This window comes from Pseudomonas sp. BYT-1 (assembly GCF_023611805.1).
GTDB classification, from domain to species: Bacteria; Pseudomonadota; Gammaproteobacteria; order Pseudomonadales; family Pseudomonadaceae; genus Aquipseudomonas; species Aquipseudomonas guariconensis.
Window position 1 is genome coordinate 1232481 of record NZ_CP072559.1, and the last position, 16905, is coordinate 1249385.

Sequence of the window (16905 nt, forward strand, 5' to 3'; positions counted from 1 at the left end):
TCAGCGCACCGGGTCGACCTTGATGCGCACAGGCTGCGGATCGCTGCCGTCGAGGTTCACGCCGTGGTGTTCGGTGTTGATGAACAGCAACTTGCCGTCCAGCTCGATGCGTGCGCTGACTGCGTAGCGGTGGCCGGCTTTGATCTGGGTCGGGTCGTAGGTGAGGTGAAACGGCAGCGGCACATTGCCCTTCACCGGGCCGGCCTGGTTGGCCAAGGTCACCGCCGGGGCGTCCATCAGCGAGACGTCTTGCAAACTCACGCTCAGGGTGGCAGCCGGTGGCAGAGCCATGCGTTGCAGATAGTAGACTTCGCCATCCAGGCTGGCCTGGTGGGAGGGTGTGTTGCTGGTGCAGGCTGCGAGCAGGGATACGCCGCACAGCATGAAGAGTTTTTTCATGGAATCTCCGGTGTCCTTGGGGTTGGCTTTTGGCCAACCTCAGGGACTTTAGCGGATTTTTCCGGAGTCTTCAGCGTTGGGGCTACTGCGTCCGGGCTTATCTCAGGCGGGTGCTACCTCCACCGGCTCATCGCGGTGCAGCGCTACCTGGCGGATCGACAAGCGCAGCTCCGCCGACAACACGCGCTTGGCCACGCCCTCGGCGAGTTCGCCGAGCTTGTCGTGATAGCCCAGCTTGCCTTGACCGTCGGGGCGCAGTACATCCTGGTCGATCAAGGTCTGGATGAAATGGCGGAACAGCGTCTTGTCGAAGAACTCCGGGGCATTCAGGCCATGCAGGATCGACAGGCGCTGGGCCATCATCACGCACAGGTCTTCCAGCTCCTCGGCGCTCAGGGTGTTCTGGCCGCTGTTGAGCAGCAGGGACGTGGCCATGTAGAAGCGTTGCAACGTCTGGGTGATGCTCCGGGCCAGCAAGGTCAACAGGACGAACTGCCGCGAACTTGGGGCCGGGCGCAGATAGACGCCGTTCTCGAAGCGCAGCAGACCCTGTGCTACCAATGCGTCGAGCCATTGGTCGATGACCTCGTCCAATTGCTCGGGTGTCCAGCGCAGGAACAGTTCAGCCTGCAGGTACGGATACAACGCCTTGACGTACTGGCCGACCAGTTCGCGGCTCATGCGTGAGCTGCTCAGGAAGAAGCTCGCCAGCAACGCCGGCAGGGCGAAGATGTGCAGGATGTTGTTGCGGTAGTAGGTCATCAACACTGCGTTGGCTTCATCCAGGTAGAGGATGCGGCCCAGGGCGTCCTTTTGCTCCGAGAGCAGGTCCATGCCCCTGACATGTTCGATCAAGGCCGGACCGTCACCCTCCGGCAGGGTGGTGTGAGGGGAGTAGGGGACCTGCCGCAGCAAGGCCAGGTACAGGTTCAGCACGCGGGTCAGGGCGCGTTCGTCCAGTGCCAGGCGGCTGGTGGACAGCAGTGCCAGGGCCACCAGGTTGACCGGATTGATCGCAGCCGCTTCGTTCAGGTGACGTGCCACGGTCTCGCCCAGGCGGGTGGTGGTTTCGTTCAGCCAGGCCGGGCGGAATTGCGGGCCCAGGGCTTGCTCGCGCCAACCGGGTTGCTGCTGGTCGAGGAAGGCATTGAGGCGGATCGGTTCGCCGAAATTGACATAGACCTGGCCAAAACGCTGCTTGAGTGCGCCGATGACCTTGAAGATGTCGAAGATCGACTCTTTCTTCTTGCTCGCCCCGCGCAGCTCGCCCAGGTAGGTACGGCCTTCGAGCACGCGCTCATAGCCGATGTACACCGGCACGAAGACGATCGGTGTGCGCGAGGAGCGCAGGAAGCTACGCAAGGTGATGGCCAGCATCCCGGTGCGCGGTTGCAGCATGCGCCCGGTGCGCGAGCGCCCACCTTCGACGAAGTACTCCACCGGGAAGCCCTTGGTGAACAAGGTGTGCAGGTATTCGTTGAATACCGCCGTGTACAGCGGGTTGCCCTTGAAGGTCCGGCGCATGAAGAAGGCGCCGCCACGGCGCAGCAGGCCGCCGATCACCGGCATGTTGAGGTTGATGCCGGCGGCGATGTGCGGGGGCGTGAGGCCGTTGCGGAACAACAGGTACGAGAGCAGCAGGTAGTCGATATGGCTGCGGTGGCATGGCACGTAGATCACCTCGTGCCCTGGCGCGATGCCTTGCACCTGCTCGATGTGGTTGACCTTGATGCCGTCGTAGATCTTGTTCCAGAACCAGCTGAGCACCACTTCGAGGAAGCGGATCGCCGTATAGGTGTAGTCCGAGGCGATCTCGTTGCCGTAACGCAGGGCCTGGGCTTCTGCCTTGGCGTAAGGGATCTTCTCGCGTTCGGCCTCGTCGCTGATTGCCTGGCGCACCAGTGGGTCATGGACCAGGCCCTTGACCAGGTTGCGTCGGTGGGAGATGTCCGGGCCGATGACGGCGGTTTTGAGGTTGCGAAAGTGCACGCGCATGATGCGCTGGGCCATGCGCACGGTGCGCTCGTGGCCTTTGTTGTGCTGGATCAGCTCGCGTAGGTGAATAGGCGCTGAGAACTGCACACGGGTTTTGCGGCCCAGGATCAGTATGGTCAGCAGACGGCGCAGGCGGCCGGTAACCGCCCAGCTGTCGGCGAACAGCAGTTTCCAGGGGCTGGACTCACTGGCGGGCGACTGGCCCCAGAACACGCTGACCGGAATGATCTGCGCGTCCTCTTCCGGATGCTGGCTCACTGCGCCGACCAGACGCTCCAGGGTAGGGGGCGCGCCGCGTTTGTCGTGACGGCCGAGCCAGTCCGGATCGGGCGTCAGGTAGAAGAAAGCCGCAGGCTCCTGCAGCGAACCGACACTGACCGGCAGCACAGGACGCGGTAGCCCCGCCTTGGTGCATTCGCGATCGACGACGGCCAGGTCCGTCAGCGAAGGCGAAGGCAGGGCGTAGAACACGGGACGGCTGCGATCGAGCTTCAGAGACAGAGATGACTGGTTGATGGTTTCGGAGCGCACCCACAGGTACAACAGGCGACGCAAGGCGCCGAAAATCAGTCGGCGCAGGGGAGAACGGGTCATGGGTGTGTGCCCTGGGAGAGATTTTTAAGTGATATTCCAGGCAGTTAGTCTGCCGTATCTGCGCAAGTTCGGCAAAATTCGCCAAATCGACGCCCAGTCATGAAATTTTTTTGTTCGCTGTCATATACTCGGTCCGCAGCTTGCAAGATATTTCTGCGAGCTGCGTCGGCACGGGGTGGTGACCTCGTGCTTGCAAGGCGATCTTCAAAATAAAAATCCGGAGTAGTTCAGATGTCGTCTCGTGAGACTGGGAATGTGAAGTGGTTCAACGATGCCAAGGGTTATGGCTTCATTCAGCGTGAAGGTGGGGCGGATGTCTTCGTCCACTATCGTGCTATCCGCGGTGAGGGGCATCGTACCCTGGTCGAGGGACAACAGGTGGAGTACGCCCTTGTGCAAGGCCAGAAAGGCCTGCAGGCTGAGGACGTCGTCGGTCTCTGACCGCCGTCTGGAGCAGTAAGCTTCAAGCTGCAAGCTGTCCGTGGAGCTTGCAGCCTGATGCGATCCAACGTGAAGCTGCGGCGTGTCGGCAGTAGCCTCAGTGGGTGCGCCAGGTGATTTCCTGTTCACCGTCGGCGCTGATGCGGATCCAGCGATCGGCATCTTCTTCACCATCTTCTTCGGCCCAGCTGCCGGGTGCGCAGCGCACTTCGACGCCCAGCGCGGCATAGGCAGCGCGAGCACAGGCGATGTCGTCGTCCCATGGCGTCTGGTCGCTTTCGAGGAACAGGCTGTTCCATTTCCCTACAGCCTTGGGTACCCAGGTGACCGGAATGTTACCGGCCATGCATTTCCAGGTTTGGCCACGCTGCTGCCATTCGCTACAAGTGCCCAATGCCTGGCTGAGCCATTCGGCCACTTGCTTGTGGTCGACGTCGGTGTCCTTGAGGTAGATCTCGATATCGGGTTGGCGCATAAAAAGGCTCCGGGTGTGCTCAGTCTTGGCGCACGAAATAGTCATAACGCATGGAAACCGTCACGTCGAACGGCTCGGGCTGGTCGATCACTCGTGCGCGTCTTTCGGCGCTGGCGCGCCAGCCGTGCGGTGTCATGGCCAGCAGGTCGGCGCGAGCCTTGGGCTCGGCCAGACTCAGGCGGAACTCGAGCACTTCGCCATGGGCGTGATGCATGCCCTCGGGAATCAGGGCCAGGTGCTTGTCATCGGCGTAAGGCCGTACTTCATCGTAGAGCACCTGGCGCAGTTCCATCAGATGGCCGCTGGTCGGCCCCACCCGCATCAGCCCGCCGCCGGGGCTGAGCAGGCGCTTGGCCTCCTGCCAGTCCAGCGGGCTGAACACGCTGGCGATGAATTGGCAGCTGGCATCGAGCAGCGGCACGCGAGCCATGCTCGCGACCATCCAGGTCACCTGCGGGGCCCGGCGGCACGCGCGCTTGACCGCCTCGCGGGAGATATCCAGCGCATAGCCTTGGGCTTGCGGCAACGCTTGGGCGATCTGCGCGGTGTAATAGCCTTCGCCGCAACCGATGTCGAGCCAGGCGCCGGGCTGGCGTTCGGCGGCCAGTTCAGCCAAGCGCCGGGCGACAGGCGCGTAGTGGCCAGCATCAAGGAAGTCGCGGCGGGCTTCGACCATCGCTTGGTTGTCGCCTGGATCGCGGCTGTTCTTGTGCTGCACCGGCAGCAGGTTCAGGTAGCCCTGGCGGGCACGGTCGAAGCGATGCCCGGCGGGGCACACCACGCCGTTGTCGAGCCGCGTCAGGGCGGCCTGGCAGAGCGGGCAGGCGAGCATCAGGCGAGCAACCGTACCAGGGTCTGGTAGTAAATCTCGGTCAGCAGGTCGAGGTCGCTGGCCAGGATGCGTTCGTCGACCTGGTGAATGGTCGCGTTGACCGGGCCGAGCTCGACCACCTGGGTGCCGAGGGTCGCGATGAAGCGCCCGTCGGAGGTACCGCCGCTGGTGGAGGGCTGGGTATCACGACCGGTCACGCCCTTGATGCTGGCCGAAACCGCATCGAGCAGCTCGCCCGGCTCGGTGAGGAATGGCAGGCCAGACAGCGCCCAGTCGATGCTCCACTCCAGCTGATGCTTGTCGAGGATTGCTGCCACGCGAGCCTGCAGGCCCTCGACCGTGGATTCGGTGGAGAAGCGGAAGTTGAACAGCGCGGTCAGCTCGCCCGGCACCACGTTGGTGGCGCCGGTACCGGAATTGAGGTTGGAGATCTGGAAACTGGTCGGCGGGAAGAACGCATTGCCTTCGTCCCAGTGTTCGGCGGCCAGTTCCGCCAGGGCCGGCGCGGCCAGGTGGATCGGGTTGCGCGCCAGGTGCGGATAGGCCACGTGGCCTTGCTTGCCGCGTACGGTCAGCTTGGCGCCGAGCGAGCCGCGACGGCCGTTCTTCACGACATCGCCCAGCAGGCTGGTGCTGGAAGGTTCACCGACGATGCACCAGTCCAGACGCTCGTTGCGTGCCTTGAGACGTTCGACCACGGCCTTGGTGCCATGGTGCGCCGGGCCTTCCTCGTCGCTGGTGATGAGGAAGGCGACCTTGCCGCGGTGGTTCGGGTAGTCCCGCACGAAGCGTTCGCTGGCCACCACCATCGAGGCGAGGCTGCCTTTCATGTCCGCGGCGCCACGGCCGCAGAGCATGCCATCGGCATCGATCAGGGCTTCGAAAGGCTCATGTTGCCAGGCTTGCACCGGGCCAGTGGGGACCACGTCTGTGTGGCCGGCAAAACACAGCACGGGGCCTTCCTGGTTGCCGTGGGTGGCCCAGAAGTTGTCGACGTCCTCGATACGCATCGGCTCGAGTTCGAAACCGACGGCGCCCAGGCGCTGCATCATCTGGGCCTGACAGTCGGCATCGACGGGAGTGACCGAGGGGCGACGGATCAGGTCGCAGGCCAGTTGAAGGGTAGGCGAAAGCTCGGCTGGGGCCGTCATGAAGGACTCCGGGGCAAGGCGGGCGGGAAAACAGGGGCGTTATCTTATATCAAACGAATAAGACGGGCACTGGGAATGGGGCCGCGCTGCGGCCCCTTCGCGACACAAGGCCGCTCCGACAGAAGTCATCGCTAACCCTGGAGGCGCTCCCACAGGGCGTGACCCGGCCAGCCCCTGTGTCAGGTAGCCTTGGCCTCGACGGCCTCATCCCCAGGCTTCGGCAAGGATGACAGCATTGCCATCACCAGCGCCGCCAGGTAAGGCAGCGACTGCACCAACAACATCGCCACCCAGAAGCGCATGTCCGCCCCCGGCAGGCCTTGGACCAGATAGATGCCCAGCGCAGCGCCCCAGAGCAGCAGCATGATGAACAACTCCTCGCGCGCCTCGGAAATCGCCACCAGCAAGCCATGGCTGTCGGCATTCTTCGGGGTGCGGAAGAACGGCATGCTGCTGGTGAAGAAGCCGTAAAGCACCGCCTTGGCGATGGTGTGCGACAGAGCAAGCCCGGCCAACGCGGCGGCGAAGGCATCCTTGAGGTTCACGCCGACTGCGCGGCGATAGAGGAAGATGATCTTGCCGACCTTGAAGAAGAACAGCGCCAGTGGCGGGATGGCGAAGATCATCAGCGGTGGGTCGACCCGCTGTGGAACGATGATCATCGCCGCCGACCAGAGCAGGGCACCGACAGTGAAGAAGATGTTCATGCCGTCGGCGATCCACGGCAGCCAGCCGGCGAGGAAGTGGTAGCGCTGGCCACGGGTCAGTTCGCTGCCCTTGCCCCGCAACAGCGCGGCGGCATGGTGCTTGATGATCTGGATGGCGCCATAGGCCCAGCGAAAACGCTGTTTCTTGAAGTCGATGAAGGTGTCGGGCATCAGGCCCTTGCCATAACTGTTGTGGGCGTAGGCGGCCGAAAGCCCCTTCTCGAACACCCGCAGACCCAACTCGGCATCCTCGCAGATGCACCATTCGGCCCAGCCCAGCTCTTCCAGGACTGAGCGTCGGGTCATGGTCATGGTGCCGTGCTGGATGATCGCGTCTCGGTCGTTGCGAGTGACCATGCCGATGTGGAAGAAGCCCTTGTATTCGCTGTAGCACAGCTTCTTGAAAGCGCTTTCGTGCTGGTCGCGGTAGTCCTGGGGCGACTGCACCACGGCGATCTTCGGGTCGGCGAAGTGCGGCACCATGTGCTTGAGCCAGTTGCGGTCGACACAGTAGTCCGAGTCGATCACCGCGATCACTTCGGCGTCCTTGGCCGTATGAGGGATCAGGTAGTTCAGCGCGCCACCCTTGAAACCGGCCAGCGGTGCGACGTGGAAGAAGCGGAAGCGTTCGCCCAGGCGTTCGCAGTGGGCCTTGAGCGGCTCCCAGACGGCCGGATCCTTGGTGTTGTTGTCGATCACCAGCACTTCGTAGTCCGGATAGTCCAGGGCGGCGAGGGCATCCAGAGTCTGTTTCACCATTTCCGGCGGCTCGTTGTAGCACGGCACATGGATCGACACCTTTGGCCTATAGGCCGAATCGCCTTGCACCGGCAGGAACTCGCGCCGGCGCTTGTGGATCCAGACCGCTTCGGCCAGTTCATGGGCTTCGGTCAGCAGCACGATGAACACGCCCAATGCGCCCAAGGCCAGGAGCACGCCGACGGTCAGGCTGAACCAGGTGCTGTATTGCTGGCTGTAGTCGTAGGCGATCCACACCAGCACCGATCCGCACAGGAAGGTAATGAACGTGAGGAAGGTGCGACCGCGCTGGCGCAGTGCCGAGCCGTCGATCAGCAGTACGGTCAGGGCAATCATCGCCAGTACTACAGACGCCACCGCCAGGGCGCGCCACTGCGGGATGGCCACGACCGGCCCCTCGAAGTTGAACTTCTGCTGGCGCGCGGCGTTGTACACGCCCCAGTAGGCACCCACCGAGCCTTCGTCGCTGGCTTTCCAGGGTTGGTCGTAAGCCTCGATGACGAAGTAGTTGTAGCCCCGTCGGTTTAGCGTGTTGACCAGTGTGCGCAGGTAGATGGCCTGGTCGGCCTGGGTCGCGTCGGCCCCGCCGCGCATGCGGCCGTTGCTTGGCCAGCCGACTTCGGAAAGCAGCAGGGGTTTGCGGGGGAACTGATGCTTGAGTTCGCGGGCGCGGTCGAGAACGAACTGTAGCGAGTCCTTCATCGGCACGAATTCCCAATAGGGCAAGATGTGTGCGGCGATCAGGTCGACATGCTTGGCCAGTTCGGGGGTTTCCTTCCAGATGTGCCACTGTTCACTGGTCGTGACCGGCACCTTGACCGCAGCACGCACCCGGTCCAGGTACCCGATCAGCGCCTCGGGCGTGACCTCCTTGCGGAACAGCGCCTCGTTGCCCACCACGACCCGGACCACGCTGCGGGAGGTATTGGCCAGTTCGATCGCCTTGGCGATTTCGCGTTCGTTGCGTTCCAGGTCCGGGCTGATCCAGATCCCCAGGGTGATGCGTAGACCAAGTTCTTCGGCAAGGCGCGGTATGTCGGCCTGGGTGCCCTCGACGGTATAGATGCGGATACTGTCGGTCAGCTTGCTCATCTGTTCTAGGTCTTGGCGGATCTCTTCGTCGCTGGGGTACTGCCCCTTTTGCGGGCTTTGCCCGAGGCGGAACGGCGAATAGGAGAAACCAGAGATCTGCTCCGGCCAGGCGGGGGCAGACACTGGACGGTTGATCAGCGCCCAGAAACCGGTGAACAGCGCGGCAATGGCCAGGACCACTACCAGGTTGAGACCGAATTTGCGTGATGACATAGATGTTTCAGATTCCGAAAGGAGAGCGGGGCGGGCAATGGCTTGGATTTCCCGCCGGAGATGAAGTTCTGAAGCCGCTCGGCTATTGCTCAGGACCACTGCGATAAGTGGGATATTAAAGCAGGATTTGTAGGGGCTTTACTAACCAGCGCCTCGCAAGGGCTGCCAGATGCGGTGAGCGGGCAGCACGAAAGCCCCAGGGCCCGCCTGTTGGCTTATAATGCGCGCCGTTTTTTCAGGGGGTGATCATGAGCACAGAAGATCCACGCTTCGCCGGCGTTGCCCGGCTGTATGGCGAGCAAGGCCTGGAGCGCCTGCGCCGGGCCCACGTGGCGATCGTCGGTATCGGTGGGGTCGGGTCCTGGGCCGCCGAAGCCATGGCCCGCAGTGGTGTTGGCGAGATCACCCTGTTCGACCTGGATGATGTCTGCGTGAGCAACACCAACCGCCAGGCTCATGCCTTGGAAGGGCAAGTCGGACGTCCCAAGGTCGAGGTCATGGCCGAGCGCCTGCGGGCGATCAACCCGGCCTGTACCGTGCATGCGGTGGCTGACTTCGTTACCCGCGACACCATGATCGAGTACATCACTGAAAATCTCGATTGCGTCATCGACTGCATCGACAGCGTGATGGCCAAGGCCGCATTGATCGCCTGGTGTCGTCGTCGCAAGATCGCCATCGTCACCACCGGCGGCGCGGGCGGGCAAATCGACCCGACCCAGGTCCAGATCGGCGATCTGAACAAGACCTTCAACGACCCGCTGGCCTCGCGGGTACGCTCGACCCTACGGCGCGACTACAACTTCTCGCGCAATGTATCGCGCAACTACGGTGTGCCCTGTGTGTTCTCCAGCGAGCAGCTGCGCTACCCCAAGGGTGATGGCAGCGTGTGCCTGCAAAAGAGCTTCGTGGGCGAGGGCGTGCGCCTGGACTGCTCGGGCGGCTTCGGGGCAGTGATGATGGTCACCGCAACCTTCGGCATGGTCGCGGCGAGCAAGGCGGTGGAAAAACTGGTGGGCGGTGCCCGACGGCCTTCGGAGCGGGTCAAGGCCGAGTAAGCCAGTGATTGCTCGCCGCCTGCCCCATCGGGCCGAGGGGCCAGGGATGACAGTGGCCTGAGGAGCCCTTTCACAGGCTTACCGGCGAAGAGCCTCCAGTCACTGACGGCCCGCCAATTCAGCCATTCGCTGCAATACCGCATGAAGGCCATTGGAGCGTGACGGCGAGAGCTGACGTTCCAGCCCCAACTGGGTAAACCAGCCGCGCAGATCGACCTGCGCCAGCTCCGCGCTGGGCAAGCCTTGCACCCGCACCAGCAACAGCGCCAACAGCCCGCGCAGCAGACGCGCGTCGCTACTGGCCTTGAAGTGCCACTGGCCGTCGACGTGCTCGGCCACCAGCCACACCAGGCTTTCGCAGCCGTGCACACGATGCTCATCGGTTTGCTGTGTTTCTGTCAGCGGCTCCAGGCGATCGCCCCATTGCATCAGTAACCGCGCCCGCTGCTCCCAACCCCGGGCCTGTTCGAAGTGCTCCAGCGCCTGTCTGGCGGCGGTAGGCAGGCTCATCGCAGCAGCTCCAGGCCTTGATCCAGGGCATCGAAGAACCGCTGCAGGTCGTCGCTGTCGTTGTACAAGGCCAGGGACACGCGAATCGCCCCCTCCAGGCCCAGCCCTTTGAGCAGTGGCATGGCGCAGTGGTGGCCGGCGCGTACGGCAATACCTTGCTCGGTGAGCAGATGAGCGATATCGGCATTGTGCACACCCTCTACCACAAAGCTCACCAGGGCCGCTTGTGGCGTGCCCAGGATGCGGATGCCTTCGCGATCGCCCAGGCCGCGCAGCAGGGAGTGATGGAGGCTGGTCTCATGGTGGGCCACGGCGGTGGCGTCGAGGCTGGCCAGGTAGTCGAGGATCGCCCCAAGGCCAATGACTCCGGCGATCGGCGGCGTGCCGGCCTCGAAACCCAGCGGTGCCGGACGGAAACTGGCGCTTTGGTAGTCGGCCAGTTGCACCATCTCACCGCCAAATTGCCAGTGACGCAGCTGCTCCAGTGCCTGCGGACGGCCATAGAGCACACCGACGCCTTCGGGGCCATAGAGTTTGTGGCTGGAAAATACGTAGAAGTCGCAGCCCAGTTGCTGCACGTCATGGCGGCCATGCACCACGCCTTGGGCACCGTCGACCACCGTCAGCGCGCCTTGGGCGCGCGCGTGGGAGAGCAGGGCCGGCAGTGGCTGCCAGGTGCCCAGCACGTTGGATAGCTGGCTGACCGCCAGCAACCGGGTGCGCGGGCCGATCAGTTGCAGGGCTTGGTCCAGATCGATGCGGCCATGTTCGTCCAGTGGCAGCACTACCAGGCGCACACCGCGCCGTCGCGCCAGTTGCTGCCAGGGCAACAGGTTGGCGTGGTGTTCCAGGGCGCTGATTGCGATCTCATCGCCTGCTTCGAAGCGGTATTCCAGGCCATAAGCCAGCAGGTTGAGGGCCGAGGTGGCGCCATGGGTGAACACGATCTGCCGGGAATCTGCGGCGTTGAGCCAAGCGGCTACCTTGTCGCGGCTAGCCTCGAAGGCCTGGGTCGCCAACGCGCCAGGCAGGTGCTGGGCACGATGCACGTTGGCTGCGCCATGGCCGTAGTAATGGCTCAGGGCATCGAGCAAAACTTGAGGTTTCTGCGTGGTGGCGGCGCTGTCCAGGTAGGTCTGGTGCTGGCGTTGCAGGGCGGCGATGGCGGGGAAGTCGGCACGCCAGGGGGAGGGCTGGAACATGATCGCGGGGCCTGGAATGAAAAATCGGGACTGACATGACGTCAGCCCCGATCTTATCACTTCAAACCCGGGCAGGTTCTCAGTTGTGGGCGTGCAGCGCCTCGTTCAGCTCGATGGCCGACTTGTGGGTCTTGCACTCCACCGCGCCGTTGAGCGAGTTGCGACGGAACAGCAGGTCGGTCTGGCCGGCCAGGTCGCGCGCCTTGACTACCTTGACCAGTTGGTTGTTCTCGTCCAGCAGGTTCACTTTGGTACCGGCAGTGATGTACAGACCGGCTTCCACGGTGTTGCGGTCGCCCAGCGGGATACCGATACCGGCATTGGCGCCGATCAGGCAACCTTCGCCGACTTTGATGACAATGTTGCCGCCGCCGGACAGGGTACCCATGGTCGAGCAGCCGCCGCCCAGGTCCGAGCCCTTGCCGACGAACACGCCTGCGGAGACGCGGCCTTCGATCATGCCTGGCCCTTCGGTGCCAGCGTTAAAGTTGACGAAGCCTTCGTGCATGATGGTGGTGCCTTCGCCGATGTAGGCGCCCAGGCGTACACGGGCGGTGTCGGCGATACGCACGCCAGCTGGAACCACGTAGTCGGTCATCTTCGGGAACTTGTCCACCGAGAACACTTCCAGCAACTCGCCTTTGAGGCGCGCTTCCAGTTGCAATTCGGCCAGCTCGCTCAGGTCGACCGCGCCCTGGTTGGTCCAGGCGACGTTCGGCAGCAGCGGGAAGATACCGGCCAGGCTCACGCCGTGTGGCTTGACCAGGCGGTGCGAAAGCAGGTGCAGCTTCAGGTACGCCTCTGGCGTGGAGGTCAGGGCGCCGTCTTCAGCCAGCACGGTGGCGACCAGCGGCTTGTGGCTTTCGGCCAGGCGGGTCAGCAGTGCGGCCTGGGCGGCGTCCACGCCCTTGACGGCTTCAGCCAACTGGGCGGCCTGGGCGTTGCTGAAGGCAATGGCCTGGTTGCCGCCTTCGTAGCCGAGGATCGGCGCGATGGCTGCGACCAGCTCAGCGCTCGGGGCGAGGACAGGCTGAGCGTAGAAGACTTCCAGCCAGGTGCCCTGGCGGTTCTGGGTGCCGACACCGAAGGCCAGGCTGAACAGGGTAGTGGACATGCAATTACCTCATGCGAATAAGGGGTTGAAGCGAAGGCGGTTCAGGCCAGTGCCGCGGCGTACAGGTCGGGCTTGAAACCCACCAGGGTGCGGTTACCGAGATCGAGCACCGGGCGCTTGATCATCGAAGGCTGGGCCAGCATCAGGTCGACGGCCTTGGCCTGGTCGAGATCGGCCTTGCTGGCGTCGTCCAGCTTGCGGAAGGTGGTGCCGGCGCGATTTAGGATCACTTCCCAGCCGTGCTCGTCGCACCAGCGGTTCAGGCTGTCGCGGTCGATGCCCTGAGTCTTGTAGTCATGGAAGGCGTAGCTGACGGCGTTTTCGTCAAGCCAGGTACGGGCCTTCTTCATGGTGTCGCAGGCTTTGATGCCGTAGAGAGTGTAAGCCATTGAATTCATCGGGGATCGTTGGCTTCCCCAATCCTCCCCATGTTCTCCCGAAAGTCAGTCGCCGGATTATGCGGCATCGTTCCATTGAGCGCCACGGCTGTGGTCGCGCAGGGTTGTCGCATCGAGAGGAGTAGCATTGTGTTACATATTGGCAGGGCAGCTGCGACTATCGTGCAGCGGCTCTAGGTAGCGGAGCACCGCTAACATATTGTTTCAAAGGCTATCTCGCCTGCGCTGTCGTTTGTCCGTTCAAAGAGGAAGCTTTGCCGATGCAGTCAGCCTATACCGTCCTAATCCTGCTGATGCTGGTGAGCTTGTCGAAATTGGTGGGGCGGGTGATTCCGCTGCCGCTTCCGCTGGTGCAGATCGGCGCCGGCGCTTTGCTGGCCTGGCCGACCCTCGGGCTGCACGTTGCGCTGGATCCGGAGTTGTTCCTGTTCCTGTTCCTGCCGCCCTTGCTGTTCGCCGATGGCTGGCGCATGCCCAAGCGTGAGCTTTGGCGCATCCGTGGTCCGGTGGTGGCGCTGGCAGTGGGCCTGGTGCTGTTCACCGTGGTCGGTGCGGGTTACTTCATCCACTGGCTGCTGCCCAGCATTCCCCTGCCGGTGGCGTTCGCCTTGGCGGCGGTGCTGTCGCCTACCGATGCGGTGGCGGTGTCGGCCATCACCCAGGACCGCCTGCCCACGCCGTTGATGCACATGCTCCAGGGGGAGGCGCTGATGAACGACGCCTCGGGCCTGGTGACCTTCAAGTTTGCCCTCGTCGCAGCTATCACTGGCGTGTTTTCCTTGGCCGATGCCAGCCTCACGTTCGTGCTGGTCGCTCTGGGTGGGCTGGGCGTGGGGGTGGTATTGAGCTGGCTGGTCGGGCGCCTGCGCATGTGGATGATCGCCCGGGGCTGGGATGACCCAGCGACCCATGTGGTGTTCATGCTGCTGCTGCCGTTCGCCGCTTATGTGCTGGCCGAGCGCCTGGGAGTGTCGGGCATCCTGTCGGCGGTGGCGGCGGGCATGATGCAGAGCTGGCTCGACCTGTTACCGCGCCAGACCAGCACACGTCTGCTTAACCGCAGCGTCTGGTCCCTGCTGGAGTTTGCCTTCAATGGCCTGATCTTCCTGTTGCTCGGGTTGCAGTTGCCGGACATCGTCAAGGCCGTGGTCACCGATGAAGCCACGGTGTGGCCGACCCTGGCTTGGCGCTGCCTGGACGTGGTCGCCATTTTCGCGGCATTGATCCTGTTGCGTTTTGTCTGGGTGCAGAGCATCTGGCGCGCCATTGGGGTCGTGCGGCGCTGGCGCGGCAAGCCTGAACTGGTGCTGCTGCCGACGGCTCGCTCCTGCTGGTTGCTGACCTTGGGCGGGGTGCGCGGCGCCGTGACCCTGGCCGGTGTGATGTCGATACCTTTGCTGATGGGGGCCGGCAAGGCCTTCCCCGAGCGCGACCTGCTCATCTTCATTGCCGCTGGGGTGATCCTGCTGTCACTGATTTGCGCGGTGATCACCTTGCCGATCCTGCTGCGCGGCGTTACCCGCAGCCCGGATGATCGCTTGCGCCAGGAAGTCCAAGAGGCTTGGCGACGCACGGCAGAAGCGGCGATCCACGCGCTGGAGGCGGAAGAAGTGATTGATGCCAACGCCGCTCAGGATGCAACCCAAGCCACCATGGCCACCGAGTTGAAGGCGCGTCTGATGGCCGAATACCGTGATGAGCTGGACAGCTACAACGACTCGGCAGAGGCCCGGGCCCTGGCCGAGCAGATGGACCTGTTGGAACGTCGCCTGCGTCTACGTGCGCTGCGCGCCCAGCGGCTTGAACTGTACAACCTGCATCGCCAGCACTTGGTGGGCGATGAAGTGGTGCGCCAGGTGTTGGGCGAGCTAGACCTCAGCGAGGCGAACCTGGGCCAAGTGCGCTGAGGACATCAGTCATGGGGATAGGCCAGGCGCATGAATGCCAGGTCTTTTCCGCTCAGCTGACTGTTCAGCCCAACTTCCCAGTCCCCCAAGGTGTAGGCCTGGGGAACTGGGTAGTGCATGACTGAGCCGGGGTCGTAGTCGGTCTTTACCAGGCCGACGTCGTCACGTGTGCCGATCATTTCCTCCATGACGTGCTGGTGCGTCCAGCCGGGCATCGCGGTGACGCTTTTCAGCACTTCGGGCAGGTTCCAGGGAATGTTTGCGCCAGGGTGCTGATGTTCGTGCTCCGCGCCCAGGGCGTGGCCGAATTCATGCAGCACGACGTGTTCGAAACTTGCCTGCGCCGGTACAACGTTCAGGTTCATGGTTTCGCCCCTGGTCGTCAGCGCGTCTGTGCCCACGAGCGATTCGTTGTGTATCAGCGATGGGTGGGCACGTACACGGATCTGTGCACGTGGGTCGTCATCCAGCGCAAGGTCGAGCGAGAGGTTGGCGTCGGATTCGTCCAGCCATTGGCTGGCCAGGTCGAAGATATCGGTTTTCAGGCGCCGGTCAGTCGAGCCTAGGAACGAGACCCAAAGGGTACGACCCGGACGCCAGAGCTTGCCATGCACGCCAAGGGCGCGTTTACGGCGGTTGGCCAACGGTGCATTGCCAGCGTTGCGAGGGTTTTCGGCGATCGCCAGGGCATGTGCTTGGCGCATGTCCAGAGGTGCGCGCCGACGAGGAAAGATCAATGAGGTCAAGGGAAAAGCTCCGCTAGGTCAAAGATGCGGAGCTTTTCCTGTTGCCGGTGGCTATGTGCGGTACTTATTGCTCACCGACAGTTCGCTGCCCGACGCGTCGCCTCTCAACGAGTCAGGAAGGCGCGAATCCGTTCTGCCGCCTCGATGCACTCGGCCAACGGTGCGACCAGCGCCATGCGCACGCGGCCAGCGCCAGGGTTGACCCCGTCCACCTCACGAGACAGATAGGAGCCTGGCACCACAGTCACATGCTCGGCTTCGAACAGGTCGCGGGTGAAGTCGGCATCGCAGCCGGGCACCTTGGCCCACAGGTAGAAGCTGCCGTCGGGACGCTGAACGTCCATCACCGGCTGGAGAATGTCCAGCACTGCGTCGTACTTGGCCCGGTACTGGTCGCGGTTCTCGCGCACGTGGGCTTCGTCCTGCCAGGCCGCCACGCTCGCCAGTTGGGTCTGCACCGGCATGGCACAGCCGTGGTAGGTGCGATAGAGCAGGAATGGCTTGATGATCTTGGCATCGCCCGCCACGAAACCGGAGCGCAGGCCCGGCAGGTTGGAGCGTTTGGACAGGCTGTGGAACACCACGCAGCGGGCGAAGTCGCTGCGGCCCAGCTCGGCACAGGCGCTGAGCAGACCGGGTGGCGGCGCCTCTTCGTCGAAGTACAGCTCGCTGTAGCACTCGTCCGCGGCAATCACGAAGTCATGCTCGTCGGCCAAGGCAATCAGCTTTTTCAGGGTCTCCATTGGCACCAGGGCGCCGGTGGGATTGCCGGGCGAGCACAGGAAGAGGATTTGGCAACGCTTCCAGACCTCGACCGGCACAGCGTCGAAGTCAGGGTTGAAACCGTTGCTTTCCAGGCATGGCAGGTAATGCGGCGTAGCGCCCGCCAGCAGGGCCGCGCCTTCGTAGATCTGGTAGAACGGGTTGGGGCTGACCACCAGGCCGTCATCGGCGCGGTTGACCACGGCTTGGGTGAAGGCGAACAACGCCTCGCGGGTACCATTGACCGGCAGGATATGACGGTCGGCATCGAGCCAGCCGGCCGGTACACCGAAGCGTCGCTCGCACCACTGGCCGATGGCCTGGCGCAGGGCTGGCAGGCCGATCGTACTTGGATACACCGCCAGCTTGTCGAGGTTGTCGGCCATGGCCTGGGCGACGAACGCCGGCGATTCGTGCTTCGGCTCGCCGATCGACAGGGCGATGGCACGCTTGTCCGCCGCAGGCTTCACGCTGCCCAGCAGGGCGCGGAGTTTTTCGAACGGGTAGGGCTGAAGCTGGGTCAGGGCATGGTTCATCGGCGCAAGGTCTC

At 63.4% G+C, this 16905-nt stretch carries 15 protein-coding genes; 3 read left to right on the top strand and 12 right to left on the bottom strand.

Features of this window, described 5'->3' with window-relative positions:
- Together J5X93_RS05570 and plsB are read right to left on the bottom strand one after the other, a co-directional pair.
- Entirely contained in the window at positions 1-399 is a 399-nt protein-coding gene (locus J5X93_RS05570) for a YbaY family lipoprotein (protein ID WP_043215782.1), read from the bottom strand.
- Positions 400-501: 102 nt separating this feature from the next.
- Positions 502-2988, bottom strand: a complete 2487-nt coding sequence (gene plsB / locus J5X93_RS05575; protein ID WP_090346057.1) for a glycerol-3-phosphate 1-O-acyltransferase PlsB — start codon at positions 2986-2988, stop codon at positions 502-504.
- Between the two features lie 231 nt (positions 2989-3219).
- Between plsB and J5X93_RS05580 the strand changes: the two genes are divergently transcribed.
- On the top strand, positions 3220-3429 hold the full coding sequence (locus tag J5X93_RS05580; RefSeq protein ID WP_011535295.1) for a cold-shock protein: 210 nt from the start codon (positions 3220-3222) through the stop codon (positions 3427-3429).
- Positions 3430-3526: 97 nt separating this feature from the next.
- On the opposite strand, the gene J5X93_RS05585 is transcribed toward J5X93_RS05580, so the two are convergent.
- The 4 genes from J5X93_RS05585 to J5X93_RS05600 form a co-directional block, all read right to left on the bottom strand.
- Entirely contained in the window at positions 3527-3904 is a 378-nt protein-coding gene (locus J5X93_RS05585; RefSeq protein ID WP_043215785.1) for a hypothetical protein, read from the bottom strand.
- A gap of 19 nt (positions 3905-3923) precedes the next feature.
- Positions 3924-4736: a putative RNA methyltransferase gene (locus J5X93_RS05590; protein WP_043215786.1), complete on the bottom strand. Its 813-nt coding sequence runs from the start codon at positions 4734-4736 to the stop codon at positions 3924-3926.
- On the bottom strand, positions 4736-5887 hold the full coding sequence (gene dapE / locus J5X93_RS05595; protein ID WP_070572389.1) for a succinyl-diaminopimelate desuccinylase: 1152 nt from the start codon (positions 5885-5887) through the stop codon (positions 4736-4738). The genes J5X93_RS05590 and dapE overlap by 1 nt, the downstream gene beginning before the upstream one ends.
- 179 nt (positions 5888-6066) lie before the next feature.
- Positions 6067-8658: a glycosyltransferase gene (locus J5X93_RS05600; RefSeq protein ID WP_102082214.1), complete on the bottom strand. Its 2592-nt coding sequence runs from the start codon at positions 8656-8658 to the stop codon at positions 6067-6069.
- 248 nt (positions 8659-8906) lie between these two features.
- Here J5X93_RS05600 and tcdA point away from each other — a divergent pair, with 248 nt between their 5' ends.
- Entirely contained in the window at positions 8907-9716 is an 810-nt protein-coding gene (tcdA, locus tag J5X93_RS05605; protein ID WP_070572385.1) for a tRNA cyclic N6-threonylcarbamoyladenosine(37) synthase TcdA, read from the top strand.
- 99 nt (positions 9717-9815) lie between these two features.
- Here the strand turns inward: tcdA and J5X93_RS05610 are convergent, their stop codons facing one another.
- The 4 genes from J5X93_RS05610 to J5X93_RS05625 all read right to left on the bottom strand — a co-directional run bounded on the left by J5X93_RS05610 (position 9816) and on the right by J5X93_RS05625 (position 12931).
- Positions 9816-10226, bottom strand: a complete 411-nt coding sequence (locus J5X93_RS05610) for a SufE family protein (protein ID WP_090346065.1) — start codon at positions 10224-10226, stop codon at positions 9816-9818.
- On the bottom strand, positions 10223-11428 hold the full coding sequence (locus J5X93_RS05615) for a cysteine desulfurase (RefSeq protein ID WP_102082215.1): 1206 nt from the start codon (positions 11426-11428) through the stop codon (positions 10223-10225). Before J5X93_RS05615 ends, J5X93_RS05610 begins: the two co-directional genes overlap by 4 nt.
- Positions 11429-11507: 79 nt before the next feature.
- Complete coding sequence (dapD, locus tag J5X93_RS05620) at positions 11508-12542, bottom strand: 2,3,4,5-tetrahydropyridine-2,6-dicarboxylate N-succinyltransferase (protein ID WP_043208895.1); 1035 nt, start codon at positions 12540-12542, stop codon at positions 11508-11510.
- A gap of 41 nt (positions 12543-12583) precedes the next feature.
- Entirely contained in the window at positions 12584-12931 is a 348-nt protein-coding gene (locus J5X93_RS05625; RefSeq protein ID WP_102082216.1) for an ArsC family reductase, read from the bottom strand.
- A 269-nt stretch (positions 12932-13200) separates the two neighbouring features.
- Here J5X93_RS05625 and J5X93_RS05630 point away from each other — a divergent pair, with 269 nt between their 5' ends.
- Complete coding sequence (locus J5X93_RS05630) at positions 13201-14847, top strand: Na+/H+ antiporter (protein WP_043208891.1); 1647 nt, start codon at positions 13201-13203, stop codon at positions 14845-14847.
- A 5-nt stretch (positions 14848-14852) separates the two neighbouring features.
- On the opposite strand, the gene J5X93_RS05635 is transcribed toward J5X93_RS05630, so the two are convergent.
- Positions 14853-15593 (bottom strand): zinc metalloprotease, encoded by a 741-nt coding sequence (locus tag J5X93_RS05635; RefSeq protein WP_139205759.1) that lies wholly within the window; start codon positions 15591-15593, stop codon positions 14853-14855.
- Between the two features lie 104 nt (positions 15594-15697).
- On the bottom strand, positions 15698-16891 hold the full coding sequence (gene dapC, locus J5X93_RS05640) for a succinyldiaminopimelate transaminase (RefSeq protein WP_070572373.1): 1194 nt from the start codon (positions 16889-16891) through the stop codon (positions 15698-15700).
- Between the last annotated feature and the right edge of the window lie 14 nt (positions 16892-16905).